Source organism: Pseudomonas triticifolii, assembly GCF_014358015.1.
In the GTDB taxonomy this organism is placed as follows: domain Bacteria; phylum Pseudomonadota; class Gammaproteobacteria; order Pseudomonadales; family Pseudomonadaceae; genus Aquipseudomonas; species Aquipseudomonas triticifolii.
Genome location: NZ_JACONV010000034.1, coordinates 1 through 23,173 on the forward strand (window position 1 = coordinate 1; position 23,173 = coordinate 23,173).

General features: G+C 59.4%; 23 protein-coding genes and 2 pseudogenes. 12 read left to right on the plus strand and 13 right to left on the minus strand.

Annotation, left to right across the window (positions count from 1 at the left end; translation table 11 throughout):
• Positions 1-264: 264 nt before the first annotated feature.
• The gene (gene znuA, locus H8S56_RS23610) at positions 265-1,206 is read right to left on the minus strand and encodes a zinc ABC transporter substrate-binding protein ZnuA (RefSeq protein WP_187519935.1); all 942 of its coding nucleotides are present in this window, start codon (positions 1,204-1,206) and stop codon (positions 265-267) included.
• Between the two features lie 67 nt (positions 1,207-1,273).
• Between znuA and H8S56_RS23615 the strand changes: the two genes are divergently transcribed.
• Genes H8S56_RS23615 through H8S56_RS23630 form a run of 4 tightly spaced genes read left to right on the plus strand, consistent with a single transcriptional unit; the run spans position 1,274 to position 4,089 of the window.
• Positions 1,274-1,756, plus strand: a complete 483-nt coding sequence (locus tag H8S56_RS23615; RefSeq protein WP_024685635.1) for a Fur family transcriptional regulator — start codon at positions 1,274-1,276, stop codon at positions 1,754-1,756.
• Complete coding sequence (gene znuC, locus H8S56_RS23620) at positions 1,756-2,553, plus strand: zinc ABC transporter ATP-binding protein ZnuC (protein WP_187519936.1); 798 nt, start codon at positions 1,756-1,758, stop codon at positions 2,551-2,553. Before H8S56_RS23615 ends, znuC begins: the two co-directional genes overlap by 1 nt.
• Positions 2,546-3,334: a zinc ABC transporter permease subunit ZnuB gene (gene znuB, locus H8S56_RS23625; RefSeq protein WP_024685633.1), complete on the plus strand. Its 789-nt coding sequence runs from the start codon at positions 2,546-2,548 to the stop codon at positions 3,332-3,334. The genes znuC and znuB overlap by 8 nt, the downstream gene beginning before the upstream one ends.
• Positions 3,335-3,372: 38 nt before the next feature.
• Positions 3,373-4,089 carry a PA5502 family lipoprotein gene (locus H8S56_RS23630; protein WP_024685632.1) on the plus strand — a complete coding sequence of 239 codons (717 nt, stop codon included), beginning with the start codon at positions 3,373-3,375 and terminating at the stop codon, positions 4,087-4,089.
• Positions 4,090-4,178: 89 nt separating this feature from the next.
• Here the strand turns inward: H8S56_RS23630 and katE are convergent, their stop codons facing one another.
• The gene (gene katE / locus H8S56_RS23635; RefSeq protein WP_187519937.1) at positions 4,179-6,326 is read right to left on the minus strand and encodes a catalase HPII; all 2,148 of its coding nucleotides are present in this window, start codon (positions 6,324-6,326) and stop codon (positions 4,179-4,181) included.
• A gap of 310 nt (positions 6,327-6,636) precedes the next feature.
• On the opposite strand from katE, the gene H8S56_RS23640 reads away from it, so the two are divergent.
• From H8S56_RS23640 to H8S56_RS23650, 3 genes are read left to right on the plus strand one after another with little or no spacing between them, the layout of a single operon-like run.
• Entirely contained in the window at positions 6,637-7,644 is a 1,008-nt protein-coding gene (locus tag H8S56_RS23640) for a methionine ABC transporter ATP-binding protein (protein WP_024685630.1), read from the plus strand.
• Complete coding sequence (locus tag H8S56_RS23645; RefSeq protein WP_024685629.1) at positions 7,644-8,318, plus strand: methionine ABC transporter permease; 675 nt, start codon at positions 7,644-7,646, stop codon at positions 8,316-8,318. Before H8S56_RS23640 ends, H8S56_RS23645 begins: the two co-directional genes overlap by 1 nt.
• 52 nt (positions 8,319-8,370) lie before the next feature.
• Positions 8,371-9,144, plus strand: coding sequence for a MetQ/NlpA family ABC transporter substrate-binding protein (locus H8S56_RS23650; RefSeq protein WP_024685628.1), 774 nt, complete (start codon positions 8,371-8,373; stop codon positions 9,142-9,144).
• 277 nt (positions 9,145-9,421) lie between these two features.
• Here H8S56_RS23650 and H8S56_RS23655 read toward each other — a convergent pair whose 3' ends face one another.
• The 3 genes and pseudogenes from H8S56_RS23655 to H8S56_RS23665 form a co-directional block, all read right to left on the minus strand.
• Positions 9,422-10,054: an SCO family protein gene (locus H8S56_RS23655; RefSeq protein WP_187519938.1), complete on the minus strand. Its 633-nt coding sequence runs from the start codon at positions 10,052-10,054 to the stop codon at positions 9,422-9,424.
• 11 nt (positions 10,055-10,065) lie between these two features.
• A pseudogene (locus tag H8S56_RS23660) lies at positions 10,066-10,202 on the minus strand (heme o synthase); the annotation flags it as partial.
• A gap of 259 nt (positions 10,203-10,461) precedes the next feature.
• Positions 10,462-10,989 (minus strand): annotated as a pseudogene (locus tag H8S56_RS23665) (cytochrome c oxidase assembly protein); the annotation flags it as partial.
• Positions 10,990-11,363: 374 nt separating this feature from the next.
• Between H8S56_RS23665 and H8S56_RS23670 the strand changes: the two are divergent.
• The gene (locus H8S56_RS23670; protein ID WP_187519940.1) at positions 11,364-12,014 is read left to right on the plus strand and encodes a hypothetical protein; all 651 of its coding nucleotides are present in this window, start codon (positions 11,364-11,366) and stop codon (positions 12,012-12,014) included.
• A 108-nt stretch (positions 12,015-12,122) separates the two neighbouring features.
• On the opposite strand, the gene H8S56_RS23675 is transcribed toward H8S56_RS23670, so the two are convergent.
• The 3 genes from H8S56_RS23675 to H8S56_RS23685 all read right to left on the minus strand — a co-directional run bounded on the left by H8S56_RS23675 (position 12,123) and on the right by H8S56_RS23685 (position 15,762).
• On the minus strand, positions 12,123-13,655 hold the full coding sequence (locus H8S56_RS23675; protein WP_024685324.1) for a SulP family inorganic anion transporter: 1,533 nt from the start codon (positions 13,653-13,655) through the stop codon (positions 12,123-12,125).
• Positions 13,656-13,756: 101 nt separating this feature from the next.
• On the minus strand, positions 13,757-14,497 hold the full coding sequence (locus tag H8S56_RS23680; protein WP_024685325.1) for a carbonic anhydrase: 741 nt from the start codon (positions 14,495-14,497) through the stop codon (positions 13,757-13,759).
• A gap of 206 nt (positions 14,498-14,703) precedes the next feature.
• Positions 14,704-15,762, minus strand: coding sequence for a PA0069 family radical SAM protein (locus tag H8S56_RS23685; protein ID WP_187519941.1), 1,059 nt, complete (start codon positions 15,760-15,762; stop codon positions 14,704-14,706).
• Between the two features lie 310 nt (positions 15,763-16,072).
• Between H8S56_RS23685 and H8S56_RS23690 the strand changes: the two genes are divergently transcribed.
• Entirely contained in the window at positions 16,073-16,300 is a 228-nt protein-coding gene (locus H8S56_RS23690) for a hypothetical protein (RefSeq protein WP_187519942.1), read from the plus strand.
• A gap of 427 nt (positions 16,301-16,727) precedes the next feature.
• Here the strand turns inward: H8S56_RS23690 and H8S56_RS23695 are convergent, their stop codons facing one another.
• Together H8S56_RS23695 and prlC are read right to left on the minus strand one after the other, a co-directional pair.
• The gene (locus H8S56_RS23695; RefSeq protein WP_024685329.1) at positions 16,728-17,015 is read right to left on the minus strand and encodes a YheV family putative zinc ribbon protein; all 288 of its coding nucleotides are present in this window, start codon (positions 17,013-17,015) and stop codon (positions 16,728-16,730) included.
• Entirely contained in the window at positions 17,012-19,063 is a 2,052-nt protein-coding gene (gene prlC, locus H8S56_RS23700; protein WP_328803463.1) for an oligopeptidase A, read from the minus strand. The genes H8S56_RS23695 and prlC overlap by 4 nt, the downstream gene beginning before the upstream one ends.
• A gap of 112 nt (positions 19,064-19,175) precedes the next feature.
• Between prlC and H8S56_RS23705 the strand changes: the two genes are divergently transcribed.
• A complete protein-coding gene (locus H8S56_RS23705) occupies positions 19,176-19,724 on the plus strand; it encodes a gamma carbonic anhydrase family protein (RefSeq protein WP_024694236.1) in 549 nt (182 codons plus the stop codon).
• 23 nt (positions 19,725-19,747) lie between these two features.
• The gene (locus H8S56_RS23710; protein ID WP_187519950.1) at positions 19,748-20,401 is read left to right on the plus strand and encodes an HAD family hydrolase; all 654 of its coding nucleotides are present in this window, start codon (positions 19,748-19,750) and stop codon (positions 20,399-20,401) included.
• Between the two features lie 288 nt (positions 20,402-20,689).
• Here H8S56_RS23710 and H8S56_RS23715 read toward each other — a convergent pair whose 3' ends face one another.
• Positions 20,690-21,745 carry an aminopeptidase gene (locus tag H8S56_RS23715; protein ID WP_187519944.1) on the minus strand — a complete coding sequence of 352 codons (1,056 nt, stop codon included), beginning with the start codon at positions 21,743-21,745 and terminating at the stop codon, positions 20,690-20,692.
• A gap of 93 nt (positions 21,746-21,838) precedes the next feature.
• Between H8S56_RS23715 and H8S56_RS23720 the strand changes: the two genes are divergently transcribed.
• Complete coding sequence (locus H8S56_RS23720; RefSeq protein WP_024685739.1) at positions 21,839-22,252, plus strand: PA0061/PA0062 family lipoprotein; 414 nt, start codon at positions 21,839-21,841, stop codon at positions 22,250-22,252.
• On the opposite strand, the gene H8S56_RS23725 is transcribed toward H8S56_RS23720, so the two are convergent.
• Positions 22,253-22,486 (minus strand): DUF1161 domain-containing protein, encoded by a 234-nt coding sequence (locus H8S56_RS23725; RefSeq protein WP_024685738.1) that lies wholly within the window; start codon positions 22,484-22,486, stop codon positions 22,253-22,255.
• A 162-nt stretch (positions 22,487-22,648) separates the two neighbouring features.
• Positions 22,649-23,080, minus strand: a complete 432-nt coding sequence (locus tag H8S56_RS23730) for an OsmC family protein (protein WP_187519945.1) — start codon at positions 23,078-23,080, stop codon at positions 22,649-22,651.
• Positions 23,081-23,173 lie beyond the last annotated feature (93 nt).

The window sequence follows — 23,173 nt, forward strand, 5'->3', positions numbered from 1 at the left end:
ACGGGGACTGCATTCAGTCAGACGCTTCAGCTGTGGCCCGCTTTGCGCTTTTTCAGGACCTGTGTGTCACGGACTGCATGCACACGCGACGCGCTCAGCGCTACACACAAGTCTTGCTACAGCACACAGACTGTGGGAGGCGGCTTGCCGGCGATGCGGTTTCTGAAGTGACACATCGGTGACTGAACAGAAGCCATCGCCGGCAAGCCACCTCCCACCGGGTATGCATTCAGAGCGCGGAGCGTAGGTATGATCAGTTGCTGTTCAAACCCCCGACAGGCAACCGCTCAGATCATCCGCCAGCTTCTGCACCACCTGCTCATATCCCTGCGCGGTCGCGGGCGTGTAACCGCCCAATGCGTCCAGCTCAGCCAGTTTGACCGGCAGGCCGGCGCTCAGGGTTTCTGCCAGACGTGGCCGTAGCGGAGGCTCGCTGAACACGCAGGTTTTACCGGCTTCTTTCAAGCGCTCACGCATCGCCGCGACGTGCTGGGCACCGGGCTGGATTTCAGCCGCGATGGCGAATACGCCGGTGTGCTTGAGCCCGTAAGCCTCTTCGAAATAATCGAACGCTTCGTGGAACACGAAAAACGGCTTGCCTGACACCGCGCTCAGTTGAGCCTTGAGGCGACTGTCCAGCGCATCCAGACGCTTGGCGAATGCCTGGGCGTTACCGGTGTAGCGCGCTGCGTTGGCAGGATCGGCTGCGCCGAAATCGGCCGCCATCTTCGCGGCGATCACCCGGGCGTTGACCGTCGAGAGCCACAGGTGTGAATCCAGGCTGCCAGGCATGTGATCGTGGTCGTGCTCGTCGGCGCCATGATCGTCGCCATGATCATGGTCATCGTGAGACGCGTTGTCCTCGCCGAAATGGCGCAAATGCATGCCAGGCAATGTCTGCACAGCCACCGATGGCAGCTTGCGGCCCTGAAGGACACGCGGCAGGAAGGTTTCCATGTCCGGACCGATCCAGTACAGCAACTGAACGTCCCTCACACGCCGTACGTCGGATGGCCGCAGCGCATAGTTATGGGGCGACGCGCCGGGCGGCAACAGCACTTCGGGCGAACCGACGCCATCCTGCACAGCCGCGGCAATCAGTTGCAGCGGCTTGATGCTGGTGAGGACTTTGACCTCGGCCTGAGCGAAAGGAACGACCAGCAGACTGGCCCACAAAACGACAAAAAGGTTAAGAAGACGGCGCACGTAAAACACTCATATCGGGCGGGAACAGGTAACATAATAACGTCTCTGGCAAATATCGTCGCTGCTCATGCCCAATACTCCCCTGGCTAGTCGCCCCCATGATCACTCCCACTGCGTGCATTCGGCCCTTGCCGAAGCCGATGCGCTTTGCACCCGACAAGGCCTGCGCCTGACGGCGTTGCGTCGCCGCGTGCTGGAGCTGGTCTGGCAAAGTCACAAGCCGCTGGGTGCCTATGACATCCTCGCGGTCCTGAGCGAAGAAGATGGTCGTCGCGCTGCACCGCCGACGGTTTACCGCGCCCTGGATTTCCTGCTGGAAAACGGCCTGGTTCATCGAATCGCCTCGCTCAATGCCTTCACCGGCTGCAACCACCCGACCCACGCGCATCAGGGCCAGTTCCTGATCTGCCGCGAGTGCCACGCCGCCATCGAGCTGCAGCACCCGGCCATCAGCAATGCCGTCGTCAATGCGGCCGTCGAAGTCGGCTTCGAGGTCGAAGGCCAGACGGTCGAAATCGTCGGAATCTGCGCTGGCTGCAAGGCCGCCTGATGAGTGATGCGCTGATTCGTCTGGAAAAGGTTGCCGTTACGTTGTCCGGGCAAAACGTGTTGGACAACATCCAGCTGAGCGTCAAACCCGGCGAGATCGTGACCCTGATCGGCCCCAACGGCGCAGGCAAGACCACGCTGGTGCGCGCGGTTCTCGGCTTGCTCAAGCCTGACTCCGGCAGCGTGTGGCGCAAGCCTAAACTGCGTATCGGTTACATGCCGCAGAAGCTGCATATCGACCAGACCCTGCCATTGTCCGTGTTGCGTTTCCTGCGTCTGGTTCCCGGCGTGGACCGCGCAGCAGCGTTGGCCGCGCTGGAAGAGGTCGGGGCCGAAAAGGTTATCGACAGCCCGCTTCAGGGCATCTCCGGTGGCGAGATGCAGCGTGTTCTGCTGGCGCGCGCGTTACTGCGCGAGCCTGAACTGCTGGTGCTCGACGAGCCGGTGCAAGGCGTCGATGTGGCGGGCCAGGCCGAGCTGTACAGCCTGATCACCCGTTTGCGCGACCGCCATCGATGCGGCGTGCTGATGGTGTCTCACGACTTGCATCTGGTGATGAGCACGACCGATCAGGTCGTGTGCCTGAATCGCCATGTCTGCTGTTCCGGCCACCCCGAGCAGGTCAGTCACGATCCGGCGTTCGTCGAACTCTTCGGCAAGAACGCGCAGAGTCTGGCGATCTATCACCACCATCACGACCACGCCCATGATCTGCATGGCGAAGTCGTGAGTGATGCCGCCAACCCGGCACCGCATTCCCACACTCATGTTCATGGAGACAGCTGCAAGCATGGCTGATTTTCTACTGTATGCCTTGCTCGCAGGCGTTGCCCTGGCCGTAGTCGCAGGCCCTTTGGGGTCGTTCGTGGTCTGGCGGCGCATGGCGTATTTTGGCGACACCCTTTCTCATGCCGCCTTGCTGGGCGTGGCGCTGGGCTTTCTGCTGGATGTCAGCCCGACCATTGCCGTGACCTGTGGCTGCCTGCTGCTGGCGGTGGTGCTGGTCACCCTGCAACAGCGCCAGCCGCTGGCGTCGGACACTCTGTTGGGGATTCTTGCGCCCAGTACCTTGTCGCTCGGGCTGGTGGTGCTCAGCTTCATGCACGAAGTGCGTATCGACCTGATGGCGTATCTGTTCGGCGACCTGCTGGCGATCAGTCCGACCGATCTGGCCTGGATTCTGGGCGGCAGCGCCCTGGTGCTGGTGATGATCGTGACGCTGTGGCGACCGCTGCTGGCGGTGACCGTGCATGAAGAGCTGGCAAAGGTCGAAGGCCTGCCGGTCGCTGCGCTGCGCATGGCGCTGATGCTGTTGATTGCGGTGGTGATCGCCGTGGCGATGAAAATCGTCGGTGTGCTGTTGATTACCTCGCTGCTGATCATTCCGGCGGCTGCGGCACAACGTCACGCACGCTCCCCTGAGCAGATGGCGCTCGGCGCGAGCCTGCTGGGCGTGACGGCGGTGTGTATTGGGCTATCGTTATCGTGGTTCAAGGACACCCCGGCCGGACCGTCTATAGTGGTATCCGCTGCGGCGTTGTTCTTGCTCAGCTTTGTTCTCCCCAGGCGAGCGGTGTAGACTTGCTCGTTTTTTGCGCAAACTAGAGAATCGCAGGAATGAAGCCGTTCGCCCCACGCCATCTGCTGCTGATCGCCTTTTCCATCCTGTTGGGTGCCTGTCAGAGTGCGCCAACGGTCGATACGCCTGTGGCCGAGGCGCCGCTGAGCGGCTTCGCGCAGCTTGATCAAAGCATCACCAGCAATGAGCTGGCGACGGCCGAAGACCAACTCGCTGCGCTGCAGGCATCGGCGCCTACCGACATTCGTCTGGAAGCCTTTCAGCGTCGGCTGGCCGAAGCCTACCTGAGCCGCAGTCAGATCGGTCTGCAGAAGGGCGATATGAATGCAGCGGCCAATGCCTTGAGCCGCGCCCGTGCCTTGATGCCAAAAGCACCTGCGCTCACCAGCGGCGTGAACGGCGCCATCGCACATGCACGCAAGGCCGAGCTGGAAAAGGCAGAGGCTGAACTGCGCGAAGCCGAAGCGCGTCGCGTGGCGAAATTGATTGATCCGTCGGCGTTGAGTACCACCATCGACCTGAAGATCGGCGACATGCCACAGTTGCGTCGGCAACTGGATGACATCGCGGCAGATACCGTAGCGTTTAATTGCGAAGTGCTGCTGGTCGTTCCGCGCACGGATGATTACCCGTGGCTGGCAACGCTGTTGGCCAAACGCGTGGTGAAGATCAATCAGGACTTTGAACTGGACATGAGCCGCCAGATCAATCGCAAGGAACAGGCCTACATCGTGCTGACGCCAGCCAGGTCCTGATAACGCCTTTGAGGCACTACGCGGAATGCTTTCCGTAGGGCCATGAAAAAGCCCGCGCTGTGCGCGGGCTTGTTCAGCGAGCTAGATCCTCAAGCCGGAACAGCCTTGGCTTTCGGCTCACGCGCCCAGACACGGTGCTGTGCCATGGCGTCAAAGAACGCTTCGAACGAAGCGCTATCCGACACACACAGCAGACCCGCATCTTCTTCCAGGCGCAACAGCTTGAGCAGCTCCTTGGCCTCCCCGGACAGCGAGATGGCCTTGAGGTGCTTGTAGGCTTCCAGCATGAAGTGCAGCGCCACACCATCGGTGCTCAACGCTTCCACCGATTTAGCCCCGCCCGGCACGAACACCGCATCGAACGCTACCGATGGCAGGCCCTCGGCCGAGGCATCGACTGGCAGGTCTTTGCCATCGGCCGTCTTGACCGGTGCAGACGTCGGACCGAGCACCTTGGCGTGTGCGCCTTTGGCCTCCAGTGCCGCTTTCATGGCCTCGACAGCCTTGCCGTCCACGCCGTTGGCCACCAGGATTGCAACCTTGCGCGACACGATATCGCCCGACAGCAAATTGTCCTGGCTCAGCGCTGGCGACTCTTTCAACGACGTCTTGCGTACTGCCACAGTGCCCTTGGTCGGCGCTGGCAGCCCCAGGTTCGCCGCGACTCGGCTGGCCAGTTCCAGATCGATATTGGCCAGAATCTCGTTGACCTGACGGGCACGGATGTACTCGCGCTCGACCTTGCCCAACTCGAAGCTGTAAGCCGCGATGATGTGCTCTTTCTCGTGGTGGCTCATGCTGTTGAAGAACAGCGTGGCCTGGGAGAAGTGATCACCGAACGACTCGCTGCGCTCACGCACCTTGTGCGCCTCGACGCGCTCAGGATATGTCTCGAAACCGCCATCGACGGCTGCTGCTGGTGTTTCTTTCGGCCAGCCGCCATCGATGGAGTTCGGCTCGTAGGAGGCGCGGCCCTTGTTGATGGTGGTGCGATGCTGCGCATCACGCTGGCCGTTGTGGTTGGGCGATACCGGACGGTTGATCGGGATCTCGTGGAAGTTAGGTCCACCCAGACGGCTGATTTGCGTGTCGGTGTAGGAGAACAGACGGCCTTGCAGCAGCGGATCGTTGGAGAAGTCGATGCCTGGCACCACGTGGCCCGGGCAGAACGCGACCTGCTCGGTCTCGGCAAAATAGTTATCCGGGTTGCGGTTGAGCACCATCTTGCCCAGCGGCGTCACTGGCACCAGCTCTTCGGGAATGATCTTGGTCGGGTCCAGCAGGTCGAAGTCGAACTTATGCTCGTCTTCTTCGGACACGATCTGGACGCCCAGCTCCCATTCCGGGTAGTCGCCCATCTCGATGGACTCCCACAGGTCGCGGCGGTGGAAGTCAGTGTCCTTGCCAGCCAGCTTCTGGGCTTCGTCCCAGACCAGCGAGCAGACGCCGAACTTGGGCTTCCAGTGAAACTTCACGAAGCTGGATTTGCCTTCGGTGTTGATCATGCGGAAGGTGTGAATGCCGAAGCCCTGCATGGTGCGCAGGCTTTTCGGAATGGCACGATCGGACATGGTCCACAGCACCATGTGTGCAGATTCCGGCACCAGCGAGACGAAGTCCCAGAAGGTGTCATGCGCCGAGCCACCGGTAGGGATTTCATTGTGCGGCTCAGGTTTCACGGCATGCACGAAGTCCGGGAACTTGATGGCGTCCTGAATGAAGAAGATCGGCATGTTGTTGCCGACCAGGTCGAAGTTGCCTTCGTTGGTGTAGAACTTGACCGCAAAGCCGCGCACGTCACGTACGGTGTCGCCTGAGCCGCGCGGCCCCTGCACCGTCGAGAAACGCACGAACACCGGGGTTTTCTGGCCCGGATCACGCAGAAAACCTGCCTTGCTCAGCGCGCCCTGATCTTCATACGTCTGGAAATAGCCATGCGCCGCTGTACCGCGGGCGTGGACGATACGCTCTGGGATGCGCTCATGGTCAAAGTGCGTGATCTTTTCACGCATGATGAAATCTTCAAGCAGCGATGGGCCACGGCTGCCGACTTTGAGGGTGTTCTGGTTGTCGGCAATCTTCACACCCTGATTGGTGCGCAGTGCCTGTTGAGTGGCGTCGGAACGGAACTGCTCAAGGCTGTCCAGCTTGGCGTTGGTGTTGCCACGATCCAGTGTGTCGGTGCCGGCGAGTTCGCTTTTGGGCGTTCCGGTAACCGGTGTTTTCTTGTCAGCCATCAGAAAAAATCCTCATTTTCGACCCAATCATTGAGTTGGGTTCGCTGAATACGACCTCCCTGACGTGCGCGGGAAATCACGGTATCCCTAAAGTGACCGGGGTAGAAAATAGCCGTTCCGTTTATTTTTTGACCTTTGGCACCAATGGTCGCGTTATGTCCGTTAGGCAGGTTGGTCTGCAAATTAATGCTAAGCACAGCCAGCCGGACAGGCTAAAATGCGCGCCCGGCTCAATCCGGCCGAGGTAACGAAGCAAGCGGGCACTGTCCGCTGCGCTGATTTTTTAACGCGCCCCCACAAGGTTCGCTCCGTGATCGAGTTTCATAACGTCCACAAAACCTATCGGGTGTCAGGCAAGGAAATTCCGGCCCTGCACCCCACCAGCCTGCGCGTCGAAGACGGCCAGGTGTTCGGTCTGATCGGCCATTCCGGCGCAGGCAAAAGCACCCTGCTGCGCCTGATCAACCGTCTGGAAACGCCCAGCGGCGGACAGATCGTGGTTGACGGTGAAGACGTCACCGCGCTGGACGCCAATGGCCTGCGGCGTTTTCGCCAGCAGGTCGGGATGATCTTCCAGCACTTCAACCTGCTGGCCTCCAAGACCGTGGCCGACAACGTCGCCATGCCACTGACGCTGGCAGGCGACATGCCGCGCAGCCAGATCGATCAGCGTGTAGCCGAGTTGCTGGAGCGGGTGGGATTGTCCGATCACGCCAGGAAGTACCCGGCGCAATTGTCAGGCGGCCAGAAACAGCGCGTCGGCATCGCCCGCGCCCTGGCCACCAAACCGAAGATTCTGTTGTGTGACGAAGCCACCAGCGCGCTGGACCCGCAGACAACGGCGTCGGTCCTGCAATTGCTGGCCGAGATCAATCGCGAACTGAAACTGACCATTGTGCTGATCACACACGAGATGGACGTTATTCGTCGCGTCTGCGATCAGGTGGCGGTCATGGACGCAGGCGTGATTGTCGAGCAGGGCAACGTAGCCGATGTGTTTCTGCACCCGAAACACCCCACCACCAAGCGCTTCGTGCAGGAAGACGAACAGATCGATGAAAACGAGCAACGCGATGACTTCGCTCATGTCGAGGGCCGCATCGTGCGCCTGACCTTCCAGGGCGAAGCCACCTACGCGCCGCTGCTGGGCACCGTGGCGCGGGAAACCGGCGTTGATTACAGCATCCTGGCCGGTCGTATCGACCGCATCAAGGACACGCCTTACGGGCAATTGACGCTGGCCATCACCGGCGGCGACATGGACGCTGCCTTCGCACGCTTCACCGCCGCGGACGTTCACATGGAGGTGCTGCGCTGATGGACGCTTTTCTGAACCTGTTCTCCAACGTCGACTGGTACGAGATCTGGGTCGCCACCGGCGACACGCTGATCATGCTGAGTATTTCGCTGGGCTTCACCATCCTGCTCGGCCTGCCGCTGGGCGTGCTGATGTTCCTGACCTCGCCGCGCCAGTTGCTGGAACACAAGCAGCTGTACGCCACGGTGGGGTTGATCGTGAACATGCTGCGCGCCTTGCCATTCATCATCCTGCTGATCGTGATGATGCCGCTGACCGAGATCATCACCGGCACGTCGCTGGGCATTCTGGGGACGTTACCGCCGCTGATTGCAGGCGCCACACCGTTCTTCGCGCGTCTGGTGGAAACCGCCCTGCGTGAAGTGGATCGCGGCATCATCGAAGCCACACAGGCCATGGGCGCCACGACCCGACAGATCATCCTCAAAGCGCTGCTGCCTGAAGCGCGGCCTGGCATTTTTGCAGCGATCACGGTGACGGCCATTGCCCTGGTGTCGTTCACCGCCATGGCCGGTGCTGTCGGTGCAGGCGGGCTGGGTGATCTGGCCATTCGTTATGGATACCAGCGTTTTCAGAACGATGTGATGTTTGTGACGGTCGTATTGTTGCTGGTGCTGGTGCAGATCCTGCAAACCGTCGGCGACAGACTGGTCGCGCACTTCACACACCGTTGATCGAATCAGTTGGCATCGGCCTGCCTCAGGCGGGCCTCAGAGGAGTTGTTGCATGAAGAAGCTATTGGCCGTACTGGCCGCTGTAACCGCATTGTCCGCACAGGCCAACGAAACCCTGACCGTTGCAGCCTCGGCCGTGCCACACGCCGAGATCCTGGAGTTCGTTAAACCGACGCTGGCCAAAGAAGGCGTGGACCTGAACATCAAGGTCTTCAACGATTACATCCAGCCGAACGTGCAGGTGTCGCAGAAGCGTATGGACGCCAACTTCTTCCAGCACCAGCCGTACCTGGATGAGTTCAACAAGGGCAAGGGCACTGATCTGGTGGCCGTGGCCAAGGTTCACGTCGAGCCGTTCGGTGCCTACTCGGACAAGTTCAAGAAGCTGGATGAGCTGCCAAACGGTGCAAACGTCGCACTGCCCAACGACGCGACCAATGAAGGCCGTGCGCTGTTGCTGCTGGCCAAGGCTGGCCTGATCACCCTGAAGGATCCGACCAGCATTCTGTCCAAGCCGTCGGATGTGGTGAACAACCCCAAAGACCTGAAATTCCGCGAACTGGAAGCCGCCACGCTGCCCCGCGTGCTGACCCAGGTCGATCTGGCGCTGATCAACACCAACTACGCGCTGAGCGCCAAGCTGGATCCGACCAAGGACGCGCTGATCATCGAAGGTGCCGAGTCGCCTTACGCCAACATCCTGGTTGCCCGCCCGGACAACAAGGACTCGGACGCCATGAAGAAACTGGTCGCCGCGCTGAACAGCCCGGAGCTTAAAGCTTTCCTGATCGAGAAATACAAAGGCGCTGTGGTTCCGGCGTTCTGATCGGTACAACCCCCTGACCGCTGTATGCCAACGAACAGTGGGAGATACCGCCGCCTCTTCGGGGCGGCGCTGTCTCACAGCAAACACGGGATTGTGGGAGCGGACTTGTCCGCGAATGCTGTCGTTCAGTCGATGAATATTCGTCGGATGTAATGGCGTTTTCGCGGACAAGCGGACCGCCGCCCGGTCCGCTCCCACTGAGTTTGATGCGCGACAGCGCTACGTCGAAGACGTGGTGAGGCCCCCACAGGGTATGCGCTCAGTCAGACACCACACCTCAATCCCGCTCCAGCAGCCCCGGCAACTGCGCCACCAGCTTTTGCGCGCTAAGCGGCGAGCGGATGAAGCCGTGCTGTCTGCCGTCCGGGCCGATCAGGGCCAGGTTGCCGCTGTGATCGACCGTGTAACCCGGCTTGCTGGTGTCTGCCGGAATGAACGGAATGCTCAGCGCGCTGGCCAGTTTCTGGATATCCGCCACCGGCGCAGTCAGGCCGATATAGCGCGGGTCGAAATACCCCAGGTATTGCTTGAGCTGCTGCGGCGTGTCGCGGTTGGGGTCGACACTGACCAGCACCACGCGCATGTTGTCGACTGCTTCCTGCGGCAGCTTCGTTCTGATGTCACGTAGCTGCGCCAGCGTGGTGGGGCAGATGTCCGGGCAATAGGTGTAGCCGAAGAACACCAGCGTCCATTTGTCCTTCAACGCATTGATCGCCACGGGCGCGCCGTTCTGATCGGTCATGCTCAACGCTGGCAGCGTGCGGCTTTGCGGTAACAGGATCACGCCTGCATCGATCAGCGCCGTCTGATCACCCGGACCTTTGCCGGACAGCACGCGGTTGATGGTCAGGCCCATGATCAGGGCGACGACAGCGACAAGGATGAAAACGGTTTTCTGGGTTCGGGTCATGGCATCAACAGTCAGTAATGAGCGGCGAGCAGGGCGATGAACAGCAAAACAAGTACCACACAGAGTACTTGAACGTGCCGATCGCGGCGTGCGGTCGAGTGCCACGGTACAGCACCCAGCTCCCTTGCAGGAAGCGCAAACCCGGCGCGAACAGCAGGGAAAGCAGCACAACCCGTGTCGGCCAAAGCCCCGTTGCGAAGCGATTCATCACAGCCCCCAGTCTGGCCGCGGGGCCAGACCTGCCTTCACTGCATCATCACGATTGCTCCAGACGTCCACTCAGGCTCAAGTTCCTGATACGCATGGATGTACGCTTCAACCTGAAAGAACAGAAAGGTCCAACCCGGCAGGAGGGTCATATGGCCTTCGACCACCGCTCTCTCCAGCCTTTTGACTGTTGGCACAGCAGGCTTCTGGCGATCGGTGATGTCGAACAGCGTGTAAGCCAGCGTCAGGCTCTTCACCTCCGTGGGCAGGTCGCGATCGACAATGAAACGCACCGGCATCTCGATCCGCTCGCCCGGCTGCAATACCTGCTGCGTGAAGCAGAAGCACTCGGTCTTGTGAAAGTAGGCCGCAGCCTGGCCCGGCGAAATGCTCGGTACCGCCTGGGCTTTCATCGGCCTGTCGGTCGGGTTCTGCGCGATGAAAATCATCTCGTTGATCGCGCCCGGATGAACCTCCAGCTGGGCATTTGTGGGGTAGAACGCCCAGACCATGTCGGCCGCATTGGACGACACAAACTGCACCTTCACCTGACGTGTGTTATCGATGACTTGCGTGCCCTGATGCTGATCGCCGGTCTTGCCATTGATACCGAATGCTTTGCACATCACGTCGTACAGCGGGACCAGCACGAAACCGAACGCGAACATGGCCACCACCAGCAGCAACAGGCGGGTAATAAGGCGTTTCTGAGACACAGGCTGGCTCATGCGCGACTCACTCCACGTGCGGTGGCGTACTGAAGGCGTGACAGGGCTGCTGGCGGGCCGCCCCGGATGGTCGAGTGGGCCACCGACTGCAAGACCATGACCATGGGGTCACACGCCAATGTCGTCAGAGATCGAGTATAGGCACCGATCAGGCGACGCAACGCAGCGCCGGATGAATGTGCGCCCGACAAATAGTGTGCGGATTTGCCTGTCAAACCCTCGCTGCAAGCCAAAATGGATGTTTTAAGATCCAATACATATAAATATGAAACGGTTATGACAAAAACGTCTGAGGTATTTAGTTAATCAAGCTAACGTATGACCTTGATCAATGAACCCTCCCTGGTTATATGCTTTCAGGAGCCCCCACCCTCATGAATACGGCCGCATTGCGCGAGCAGATACAACGAGCACAACAGCACGAGGTCGAGACCGGCCACCTGTTGCAACGGCTTAAAACCCAGCTTCCGCACCTTCACCCTGCCATTCACCTTCCCGAAGTTGACGCACAAGGCGCACTGACGCGCTTCGTCACCGCCTACATCGATCTGGTCCCTGACGTGCTGGACGCTGCCCACGAGGTTGCAATCGAGGCCGGTATCGAAGGGCAGATCACACCGGTGCTCAAGATTGCCGAGCACTTTTTCACCGCTCCACCTGACATCATGCAAGGGCATGAAGGGCTCGACAGCCTGCTGGATGAAGCGTATCTGGCCCATCGTCTGGTCGAGGAAGTGAATGACCTGTACATCAAGCACTTCGGCCAGCCGCTGATTCCGTCCAATACCACGGTGGCCAGCGTGATCGCTCACCAGTTGATCGGTGAACAGTTCGCCAACCAGCTGGACGAGGCCGTCCACCATGCAGTGGATCAATTGCTGAATGATGAGGATTTCGCGCTCGACTCGGTCGAAGCCTACCGCGAGAAACTGATCAGCCCTGACACGGAGGCCGCCTGGAAGCGCTGGCCTAGCCTGTCACGTCAATTGGGAATCGGTCTGGAACTGGAACGTTCCGGGGCCTGATTCGCCGCCGAATTTCATGTCTTCGCCGCAAAGGAAGGAGCCGGATGGTGCTCCGCTGTTACGCGAAGACCCATCGGCCCCTGTGTGCCCCATCAACCACTGATTGAATCAGGCAACGCCTGAGCCGATCCCCGTGTTGGTGTACACCCTTCCTTCAAGTCGACGCTTCAGGCCACGAGGTTCGATCACCAGCTTCGTACCGTGAGCGGCATTGGCACGTCCCCAGTCTTCCAGCAGCTCCAGACAGGAGTGATCAATGTAGGACAGATTGCTCAGTGGTACATGCAAGGTGCTGCCCACCGGCACAGTGCCCAGGACCTGAGTCAGCGCAGGCACCTTGAGGAAGGTGGCCGCCCCGACCAGACGCAACTCGTACTCGCCCTTGACCGGCAACTCGACCAGATTGATCTTCAGACGCGAAGCCTTGAGCGCCAGCTTGACCAGCGTCAGGCCAAAGCCGACCAGTACACCGGTCAACAGGTCGGTGAAGATGATCGCGCCCGCCGTTGCCGCGTACGTAAACATCGGCATGCGACCGTAGCGGCCCAGCCCCTTGAAGGTCTTCAGATCGACCAGTTTCAGGCCGGTATACACCAGTACACCTGCAAGGCTCGCAACCGGGATGCTCTGCAGCACGCTGGACAGCAACAGAACGAACGCCAGTAACCACAGGCCATGAAAAATTGTCGAGAACCGCGTCGTGGCGCCGGCCTGAACGTTGGCCGAGCTGCGTACAATCACGCCCGTCATCGGCAGGGCACCCAACAGGCCACACAGCATGTTACCCACGCCTTGGGCACTCAGTTCCTTGTCGAAGTCCGAACGCACGCCACTGTGCATGCGGTCGACCGCTGCGGCCGAGAGCAATGTTTCGGCACTGGCGATGAAGGCCACGGCAATGGCAGCGATCAGGATCGCAGGGTCGGCCAGGTTCATCAGGTCAGCAGGACGCAGCCAGTCGATGGCGTCGGAGAGGTTTTCAGGCACCTGCACACGTTTGACATCCAGTGCCATGAACAGGCTGATGCCCGTCGCGATACCCACGCCGAGCAGTGCGCCCGGCACGAAGCGCAGCGACTTGGGACGAAGCTTGTCCCAACCCCACATGATCAGAATCGTGCCCAGACCCAACATACCGGCCTGCATGCCTGATCCTGGACCAATGGCCTGAACCAGCGTCGCCGGGAAGCCGACCAGGTTGTCCAGCCCGGAAGGCTTCGGACCACTGTCGAACATCACATGCACCTGTGACAGAACGATCAGAACGCCGATACCGGCGAGCATGCCATAGACCACGGCAGGTGCTGTGACGCGGAACCAGCAGCCCAGCTTGAATCGCCCGGCCAACAATTGAAGCAGGCCGGCCAGCAACAGGATCGGCCCCAACATCGCCATCCCGTGCTCACGCACCACCTCGAACACCAGTACCGCCAGACCTGCCGCCGGACCACTGACCTGCAAGGGCGAACCGGCCAGCCAACCGACAACAAGCCCACCGATAATGCCCGTGATCAAGCCCTTGGCAGGTGGCATGCCGGACGCGATTGCGATTCCCATGCACAAGGGCAGGGCCACCAGGAACACGACCACGGAAGCGAGCAGCTCCCGTGGTAAAACGGATTTCAATGCTGTAGCACCCATGACACTTCTCCGGGATTCTTCAGACGAGGCAAAGCTGGCGGCGCGCTCCATGCGCAGCCGCCACCAGCTAAAGAAGGGTGTGCCGTCAGTCGTGACTGGGGTCAGTCAGCTGAAAAGCGTGCTTTCGGGGAAGCCATCGGCGTCGGGCCTGTGCCATCAAGCGGCACGAAGCGGTCACTTTCAGCGTCATAAGCCAGAATCTCACTGGTTTCGATGCTGTAGACCCAACCGTGAATGAACAGCTGACCGCTGGCCATCTTCGCGGCAACCGAAGGGTGAGTACGCAAATGGTGCAACTGGGAAATCACGTTTTCCTGGGTCAGGACCTGCATGGTTTCCAGCTCGCCACTGCAACTGCAGTTTTGTTCAACGACGGTGCGGGCAACCTCTGCATGGCGCAGCCAGGCTTTTACCGTCGGCATCTTGTCCAGGCTGTCGGGATTGAGCACCGCTCGCATGGCACCACAGTCGGAGTGACCGCAGACGATGATGTGTTGCACGCCAAGCGCCACGACCGCGTATTCCAGAGCCGTGGATACACCACCATTCATCTGGCCATAAGGCGGAACAACGTTGCCGACGTTACGGGTTACGAAAAGGTCGCCCGGCGAGCTCTGAGTGATCAGCTCGGGAACGATGCGCGAGTCCGCGCAGGTAATGAACATGGCTCGCGGCGATTGTGCGGTAGCCAGTTTCTTGAAGAGCTCTTCCTGCTGAGGGAAGACTTCATTACGAAAATGTACGAAGCCATCAACGATATGTTTCAACGCTACGTCGGCGCTATCCGAGTGGCTAGGTGTGCTGGCCGACGTAGCCGACGGCTGTTTATCCATGTCTCTCATGTCTTCATCCTCTCTGACGGATTGATGTGGATTACTCATGTGTGATTAACCAGAGCCGGATGTGATCCCTGTTGTTTGGCACCGCGCGCACATCCCTGCGGCGCTACCGCTGGTGTCACTCCGAGTTACAGATTAACGGCCCAAGCTTAAGTGAAACTGAATGAGACCGCTCTGGGATGCGGGTTTGCACGATAGTCCCAAGTTCGTCATAGCAACGACAGCTGACCGCCTGGCGGGCAAAACGCATTGCAATCGAGCACGAAACTCTCTCGCGAGTTCAATCCCAGCCGCTTGATTGATAGCGCATAACGCTGCGCCAGCAGATCAGCGAACGGGCCTTCGCCGCGCATGCGTGAGCCAAACTGACTGTCGTACAGCGAACCACCCCGGCTCTGGCGGATCAGGCTGAGCACATGATCGGCGCGCTGGGGGTAATGCGTCTTCAGCCACTCGTCGAACAAGGGCGCGACCTCCAGCGGCAAACGCAGCATCACATAACTCGCGCTCAAGGCACCTGCGACCTTCGCTTCGGTCAGCATGGCCTCCAGTTCGCTGTCGTTGATCATCGGAATCATTGGCGCGCACAGCACGCCGACCGGCACACCCGCCTGACGCAACACCTTGATCGCCCTCAGCCGTGCCTTGGGCGCTGCGGCTCTGGGCTCGAGAATCCGCTTGAGCTCATCATCAAGCGTGGTCAGGCTGATGAACACTGACACCAGACGCAGCTTCGCCATCTCGGCCAGCAGATCCAGATCGCGCAGGATCAGCGAGCCCTTGGTAATGATGCTGACCGGGTGACGATAGCGCAGCAATACTTCCAGCGTGGCACGAGTGATCTTGTGCTCGCGCTCGATGGGCTGATACGGGTCAGTGTTGGCGCCCAACGTGATCGGCGCGCAGCGGTAGCCGGGTTTCGAAAGCTGTTGCTCCAGCAGCGCCGCCGCGTTGGTCTTGACGATCAGCCGGGTCTCGAAATCCAGGCCGGGCGACATGTCCCAGTACGCGTGGCTGGGCCTGGCGAAGCAGTAGATGCACCCATGCTCACAGCCACGATACGGGTTGATCGAACGATCGAACGGAATATCCGGCGAGCTGTTGCGAGTAATAATGCTCTTGGCGGTCTCGAACGTGACCTGTGTGCCCTGTGTCATCGGGACTTCCTGATACCAGCCGTCGTCTTCCACCACACTGCGACTGGGCGCGAAGCGGTTATGCGGATTACTGGCGGTGCCGCGGCCCCGTACCGGAATAACGCTGGACATCTGGGATCATCCTTATACTGTTTATTAATACAGTACAGCAGATCGTCTTTTACCTCCCATGAAATACGCCTGCCGCTGACAGACGGTGTGACCCCGGAAGCGGTTCAAGTAACACAGCCTGAAAGAGCGTCCTTGAATGGGCTCGCCTCTTCGGCGAGTCCTCTTTTACGTTGCGCAAACATGCCCCGCCGGTATGTGCACGTTGCCACCTGTCATTTCTATCAGTAGACGGGTTTTCCATCAGAGACTAGCGTGACCGAACGCCAGACTCGACCCGACGCTGGCAACTTACCTTAGAGCGAGGTGGGTAATGCCCAAGTATGAAATTCGCTTGTCGACTGACGATGTTGAAGAACGAGATCATTTCAAAATAGCGGTTAAGTATTACGAGGACGATGATTGCCAAAAAAGTGGTTGGGTCATATTAAGTCCTGAAGAAGCGCCGATAATCAAAGGCGATTTAGGAAAAAATGAAGAAATTCTGGGAGAGTTTGCCGAGTGGGCTAAACATACATTTTTCGTATTTTCCCAAGGGTAAGGCGTTACTCCCAAGGTGCGGAGTCAGGATACAACCCGGCCCAAGAACAACACATCGGAGATCAAGGAAATGGCTAATAATTATGAAGTCAGACTGTCCATTGAAGAAATTCATGGCGATGACACGCCTGAAGTATTAATAGTGTTCTGGGACAACGAGCTTGACAACCCGAGAACAGGTAAAAAGGGAGATGTTGGAGGTAGCGCATATGCAACAGCCCCCCGGAAAAGGGATGCCTTACAACACCATCAGAAGTAAAAGTGATGCAAACAGCGACGGGCACATAGATGCTATAGACGACGCCCTACTGCTTGAACTGGCCAATACATTCATGAAGATAAAATAGTTCCATAAAAAGCTGATCATTCGCCTGACATGGGTAAGGGGCACATTCGCGCCCCTTGTCCACCATCACTTCAAGACTTCATCAGCTCGGATCAACCGGTTTCTTCAACTTCGGGTTCGGAAAGAACTGCACGCCCTGCACCTTCGGATCAGCCGGCTTGACCACCACTTTGTTGACCCGTGTGCCCAACTCCTTCGGAACCGACAGCCCTTGCTCGTTGAGCGTGTCGCTGTAGCCGCAGTTCACGCACTCGCGGTGCGGCACGTCGTCTTCGCTCCACATCATCAACTTGTCAGGCTCGCTGCACGCCGGGCAAACCGCCCCGGCGATGAAGCGTTTTTTGGTAACGACCGCAGGTGTATCGGTCATGCTGCCGCTTCCTCACTCAGACCACTGTGGCGCAAGAGTGCGTCAATCGACGGCTCGCGTCCGCGGAAATCGACGAACAGCACCATCGGCGCCTGCGATCCGCCACGGGCCAGAATAGCTTCGCGGAACGCACGACCGGTTTCGGCATTGAGCACGCCGTCTTCTTCGAACTTCGAAAACGCATCGGCCGACAGCACTTCAGCCCACTTGTAGCTGTAGTAACCCGCCGCATAACCGCCCGCGAAGATGTGCGCGAAGCTGTTGGGGAAACGGTTGTAGGCGGGCGGACGCATGACCGAGACTTCGTCGCGAATACCTTCCAGTACCTGCAGCACGCTGCGGCCATCGCCGTGGGTGGCGTGCAGTTCGAAGTCGAACAGCGAAAACTCCAGCTGACGCACCATCATCAGGCCCGAGTGGAAGTTGCGTGCAGCGAGCATCTTCTCCAGCAGGTCCTGCGGCAGAGGTGCGCCGCTTTCGTAATGACCGGAAATCAGCGCCAGACCTTCCGGCTCCCAGCACCAGTTTTCCATGAACTGACTGGGCAACTCGACCGCATCCCACGCCACGCCATTGATGCCGGAAACACCCGCGTGTTCGACGCGGGTCAGCAGGTGATGCAGGCCGTGGCCGAATTCGTGGAACAGCGTGGTGACTTCATCGTGGGTCAGCAACGCAGGCTTGCCACCGACTGCCGGCGTAAAGTTGCACACCAGATTGGCCACCGGGCTCTGCAGGGTGCCTTCGGCGGTACGGCGACGGTCGCGAGCGCCATCCATCCACGCGCCGCCACGCTTGTTGGCGCGGGCGTACAGGTCAAAGAAGAAGCGGCCGACGTGCTGACCGTTTTCCTTGATTTCGAACAGGCGAACGTCCGGGTGCCAGGTGTCGAAGCCTTGCTGTTCGGCGATTTCGATGCCGTACAGACGTTGAACGATGGCAAACAGACCGCCCAATACTTTGTCGATCGGAAAGTACACGCGCAGAGCTTCCTGGGAAACGCTGTAGCGCTGCTCACGCAGTTTTTCGCTGTAGAAGCCGCTGTCCCAGCTTTGCAGATCCGGGCAGCCCTGCTCGGCCGCATAAGCCTTGAGCTCTTCCAGGTCCTGCGTCGCAAATGGCTTGCTGCGGGTGGCCAGATCGCGCAGGAAGCTCAACACCTGATCGCTGGACTCGGCCATCTTGGTCGCCAGGCTCAGTTCCGCGAAATTCGCGTAACCCAACAGTTGAGCCAGTTCCTGACGCAGGTCGAGGATCTGCTCCATGACCGGACCGTTATCGTTCTTGCCCGCGTTCGGGCCTTGATCCGAGGCGCGGGTGCAATACGCGGCGTAGAGTTCTTCACGCAGGGCGCGGTCTTCGGCGTAGGTCATCACCGCGTAGTAGCTCGGGAATTCCAGTGTGATCAGGTAGCCATCCAGATCCTTGGCCTTGGCGGCGGCAGCCATCTGCTGCTTGGCCGAGTCGGTCAGGCCAGCGAGGGCGGACTCATCGGTCACCAGCTTGGTCCAGGCCTGAGTGGCGTCCAGCAACTGGTTGGAGAACTGGCTGCCCAGCTCCGACAGCTTGCTCTGCACCTGGGCGTAACGTTTCTGCTGCTCGGGCGGCAGGTCGATACCGGACAGACGGAAGTCACGCAGCGACTGTTCCAGAATGGTCTTCTGACCGACATCGAAGTGCGCGGCTTCCGGGCTATTGGCCAGCGCCTCATAGGCCTGGAACAACGCGCGATTCTGACCCATCTCCGTGGAGTAGGCGCTCAACGCAGGCAGGCACGACTCGTAGGCTTCGCGCAGTTCGGCGCTGTTGCACACGGCATTCAGATGGCTGACCGGACTCCACGCAGCGCCGAGGCGGTCGTTCAGTTCGTCCATGGTCAGTACCAGTCCGGCCCAGGTCGGTGCCGACCCCTGCTTGGCGAGAATGTCGGCGATTGCAGCGCGGTTGTCCGCCAGGATCTGTTCGATGGCAGGTTTGACATGCTCGGCACGGATCGCGGAGAAGGGTGGCAGGTCGTACGATTGCAGAAGCGGGTTGTTCGCGCTCACGGTTTTGCACCTTGGCTGGAAGAAACACTCCTGCATCTTAATTACAATCGACGCCGACCGCAGCATCGAAACCCGCTTCTGACCTCTATCACTGCCAAAGAAGGAGCCTATCGTGGCCATTCGCAAGTTCCACAGTCACACACCGAAGATCGGCGAACGGGCGTTCGTCGACCACTCGGCCGTGGTCATCGGCGACGTCGAAATTGGCGCAGACAGCTCCATCTGGCCGCTGACCGTGGTGCGCGGCGACATGCACCGCATCCGCATCGGCACGCGCACCAGCGTGCAGGATGGCAGCGTGCTGCACATCACTCATGCGGGACCGTTCAACCCCGACGGTTTTCCGCTGCTGATCGGCGATGAAGTGACCATCGGCCACAAAGCCATGCTGCATGGCTGCACCATCGGTAACCGTATCCTGATCGGCATGGGCTCGACCATCATGGACGGCGCGGTGGTGCAGGATCACGTGATCATCGGCGCGGGCAGTCTGGTGCCACCAGGCAAGGTGCTGGAAAGCGGTTTTCTGTATGTAGGCCGCCCGGTCAAACAAGTGCGGGCGCTGACCGAAAAGGAAATCGCATTCTTCCCTTACAGCGCGACCAACTACGTCAACCTCAAGGACCAGCATCTGGCCGAAGGCTTTGATCAACCTTGCTGACTCATCTGGAATTCAAGGCTCCCATGCATTATCAGAACATCCTTTTCGACCTCGATGGCACGTTGACCGACCCGCGTCTGGGCATCACCCGCTCGATCCAGTTCGCGCTGGCACGGCTGGGTATCGACGAGCCGGACATCACCAGACTGGAACACTTCATCGGTCCGCCCTTGTTGCAGGCGTTCATGCAGTTTTACGACATGGACGAGGCACGGGCGTGGCAGGCGGTAGGGTTTTATCGCGAGCGCTTCCGCGTGACCGGGCTGTATGAAAACGAAGTGTTCGACGGCGTGACCGAGTTGCTCGAGACGCTGGGCGGGCAGGGCAGACGCCTGTACATCGCCACGTCCAAGCCTTGGGAATTCGCCCGGGAAATCGCCCGGCACTTTGATTTCGCCAGGCACTTCATCGTGATCTACGGCAGCGAACTGGACGGCACCCGCACCGACAAGGTCGAACTCATCGCCCACCTGCTGGCCGAAGAAAAACTCGACCCGGCGCACACCCTGATGATCGGCGACCGCAAACACGACCTGATCGGCGGAATTCGTAACGGTCTGGATGTCGCGGCAGTGGGGTATGGGTTCGGCAGCCACGAAGAACTGACGGCAGAAAATCCCACGTATCACTTTGCGACAGTGGCCGAGTTGCACGAAGCGTTTTTGAACAGCCCTTGATGTAACGCAGAGCGTCACGGCTGCATGCCCACGCGGAGCACTCATCGTTATACACACGTCTTGCGGCAACACAACGAACTGTGGGAGCGGACTTGTCCGCGAATGCTGTCGTTCAGTCGATGAATATTCGTCGGATGTAATGGCCTTTTCGCGGACAAGCGGAACGCCGCCCGGTCCGCTCTCACCATCCGGTGTTTGCTGCGCGACAGCGCTACGTCGAAGACGTGGTGGCGCCTACCACGGAACATGCATACAGTCAGACACGTTCGTTTCGGCCCTGATGCGCGCTCACGGCATCAATCGCTGCAACGCTGCCTTGCGTGAATCAGCAGGTAATCCGCCAAGCTTTTCCACTGCCATGAAAAACGCTTCCCAGTCGCCATTCACCTGTTTGAACAATGCTTCGAACGCCGGCACCCATTGGTCGTAAAGCCCGAAAGGCAGTAGTTTGGCGTTGTTCATCGGGCTGTTGATCCAGCCGTCGAAGCGCTTGTCGCCGCCCCACTGTGTGTCGCGCAGTTGCCGATAGTCATGTCGCAGACGCTCGAACTCGGCGGCTTTGCGTTCGCGCAGGGTGGCGGGTGGCAGCGGCAGGCGATACAGGGCGTTCAGACGCTCGCGCGTGTCGAGCACCAACTGGATGAACTGATCACGGCGTCTGGATTGCGAGACGCTCTCAGGCGGCAGCCCACGGGCGGCTCGCCACTGGCGCGTGCCTTCCTGCTCGACGAAGCTTGCGTACGACTCGTTGAATGGCGTGTCGTCCTTCACGTAGAAACGCTGATGCGCCAGCTCATGAAAAATCAGCGTGGCCAGTCGCTCATCGCCCCAGCCCAGCATCGAGCTCAGGATCGGGTCATTGAACCAGCCCAAGGTTGAATAGGCCTCTACGCCACTGAGATAGACGTCCTTGCCGGCCTGGCGCAGCAACGCCGCTTCACCTCGCGCGCCGCCAGGCGTGTAGTAACCGCGGTAGGCGACGCAACCGGCAATCGGGAAACAGTGCGTCACAGGATCCAGAGAGAACTCGTCAGTGGCGAATACGTTCCATACCACGTAAGGACGCCCCAGATCGGCGTACAAGCGATAGCTCTTGTTATCAGGCAGGTGCAGGTGTTCGCTGGCAAAGGCCCGGGCCTTTTGTGATTGAGCCAGGTGCGCACGCAGCGTGGGGTCGCGTGCAGGGTCGGCGATGACGTCATCGACTGGCTCACGCGCCTGCAACAACTGCCATTGCCCCTGCGCCAACTGCCCGTAATACGCCATGCTGGAACAGCCTGAGAGCATCAACACTGCCAGTATCGAAAAAGCCTGCCAAAGGCGTAAAACAGTAAGTCGTGGCATACACAGCCTTCAAATCTGAACACAGTGCTGTTATGCAGGACAGACAAGTACGACGCAACTATCATCGTCGTCGGTTCAGAAACGGAGCACAGCATGCGCGTCATGACACTGATCGTTGCCCTCGCAGCCCTTGCCGGATGCGCCGGCCCTTTGCCTGCCGTGGACCCCGACATGGCCTGGGTCGACCTGCGCACCATCACAGGCAAGGTGGTGATGGCCGACAAGCTAGATGGCAAAAACACGTATGACGGGCGCTACTTTCAGGTCACGCCTGGCAGCCATTCGCTGCAAGTGCGTTACGACTACGAATACCGCTACGCAAGCATCGGACTGATGGGCGACAACTACGCAGAGATCACCTGCTTTGTGGAAATCGACTACCCACACTTCGCTGCAGGACAGCGTTACGTGCTGGAAGTGAGGTCACTGACCAACGATGTCGATGCGTGGCTGTACGACGCAGACCGCAAGGTGGTCGCAGAGGAAGGGGATGTTCACTGCATCTGATCAGCGATCGTTACGCTGATAGATAATCTTTCTGGAGCCGTTTTCACAGCTGCCCACGACCATGTTCGGGTCCTGAACCTCGTCATTGTTGACGACTTCCAGCGTGTAAGACGTGACATTGTTCGCCTGGATACGCGACTCGATTTCATCCTTGAGTTCATCACAGGATTTAGGAGCCGCCACAGCATTTACAGCCAGCAGGGTACAGGCCACTGCCAAAGCAAAACGTTTCATGCTTGACCCTCGTTTACGCCGCATGACCAGCTGAAATAACTCATTTTGCGGGAGTGAGCCTGCTCACGAAGGCCGCCTTCTCAAGCGCTGCATCTCGATGGAGAAGACTGGCCTCTTCGCGAGCGAACCCGCTCCCACACGCATTGCGTCCGTGCTACCGGATCAGCTCAGCAGGGTAGCGTCCAGCGTGATCTTGGCGTTCAGAACCTTGGAGACCGGGCAGCCTTCTTTGGCTTTGGTGGTCAGTTCATCGAACTGCTGCTGGCTTGCGCCTGGCACCTTGGCTTTCAGAATAAGGTGCACGGCCGTGATCGCGAAACCACCGTCAACCTGATCGAGCGTTACTTCAGCCTGAGTATCGATGCTGTCAGCAGTCAAGCCTGCGTCGCCCAGAATCATCGACAGCGCCATCGAGAAGCAGCCGGCATGGGCCGCGCCGATCAGTTCTTCAGGGTTGGTGCCTTTGCCGCCTTCGAAGCGGGCCTTGAAGCCGTAAGGATGCTCGCGCAACGCAGCCGTTTCAGTCGAGATGCTGCCGAGACCGGTTTTCAGATCACCTTTCCAATGGGCCGATGCTTTCTTGACGATGCTCATAGTCGCTCCTTAATAAATGGGATTGAGTCTTCTGCACGTGACAGGGTTCTGAGGATAGACGGCTGTGTAAAGTTCAACCGGAATAAAGACCTA

Excerpts from the sequence above, each read along its gene's own strand:
- znuB (WP_024685633.1), top strand. The coding sequence starts at position 2,546 with ATGGCTGATTTTCTACTGTATGCCTTGCTCGCAGGCGTTGCCCTGGCC.
- katE (WP_187519937.1), bottom strand. The coding sequence starts at position 6,326 with ATGGCTGACAAGAAAACACCGGTTACCGGAACGCCCAAAAGCGAACTC.
- H8S56_RS23695 (WP_024685329.1), bottom strand. The coding sequence starts at position 17,015 with ATGACCGATACACCTGCGGTCGTTACCAAAAAACGCTTCATCGCCGGG.
- H8S56_RS23730 (WP_187519945.1), bottom strand. The coding sequence starts at position 23,080 with ATGAGCATCGTCAAGAAAGCATCGGCCCATTGGAAAGGTGATCTGAAA.
- H8S56_RS23630 (WP_024685632.1), top strand. The coding sequence starts at position 3,373 with ATGAAGCCGTTCGCCCCACGCCATCTGCTGCTGATCGCCTTTTCCATC.
- H8S56_RS23720 (WP_024685739.1), top strand. The coding sequence starts at position 21,839 with ATGCGCGTCATGACACTGATCGTTGCCCTCGCAGCCCTTGCCGGATGC.
- H8S56_RS23670 (WP_187519940.1), top strand. The coding sequence starts at position 11,364 with ATGAATACGGCCGCATTGCGCGAGCAGATACAACGAGCACAACAGCAC.
- H8S56_RS23685 (WP_187519941.1), bottom strand. The coding sequence starts at position 15,762 with ATGTCCAGCGTTATTCCGGTACGGGGCCGCGGCACCGCCAGTAATCCG.
- H8S56_RS23715 (WP_187519944.1), bottom strand. The coding sequence starts at position 21,745 with ATGCCACGACTTACTGTTTTACGCCTTTGGCAGGCTTTTTCGATACTG.
- H8S56_RS23690 (WP_187519942.1), top strand. The coding sequence starts at position 16,073 with ATGCCCAAGTATGAAATTCGCTTGTCGACTGACGATGTTGAAGAACGA.
- H8S56_RS23710 (WP_187519950.1), top strand. The coding sequence starts at position 19,748 with ATGCATTATCAGAACATCCTTTTCGACCTCGATGGCACGTTGACCGAC.
- H8S56_RS23650 (WP_024685628.1), top strand. The coding sequence starts at position 8,371 with ATGAAGAAGCTATTGGCCGTACTGGCCGCTGTAACCGCATTGTCCGCA.
- H8S56_RS23680 (WP_024685325.1), bottom strand. The coding sequence starts at position 14,497 with ATGAGAGACATGGATAAACAGCCGTCGGCTACGTCGGCCAGCACACCT.
- H8S56_RS23725 (WP_024685738.1), bottom strand. The coding sequence starts at position 22,486 with ATGAAACGTTTTGCTTTGGCAGTGGCCTGTACCCTGCTGGCTGTAAAT.
- znuC (WP_187519936.1), top strand. The coding sequence starts at position 1,756 with ATGAGTGATGCGCTGATTCGTCTGGAAAAGGTTGCCGTTACGTTGTCC.
- H8S56_RS23655 (WP_187519938.1), bottom strand. The coding sequence starts at position 10,054 with ATGACCCGAACCCAGAAAACCGTTTTCATCCTTGTCGCTGTCGTCGCC.
- H8S56_RS23615 (WP_024685635.1), top strand. The coding sequence starts at position 1,274 with ATGCCCAATACTCCCCTGGCTAGTCGCCCCCATGATCACTCCCACTGC.
- H8S56_RS23645 (WP_024685629.1), top strand. The coding sequence starts at position 7,644 with ATGGACGCTTTTCTGAACCTGTTCTCCAACGTCGACTGGTACGAGATC.
- H8S56_RS23675 (WP_024685324.1), bottom strand. The coding sequence starts at position 13,655 with ATGGGTGCTACAGCATTGAAATCCGTTTTACCACGGGAGCTGCTCGCT.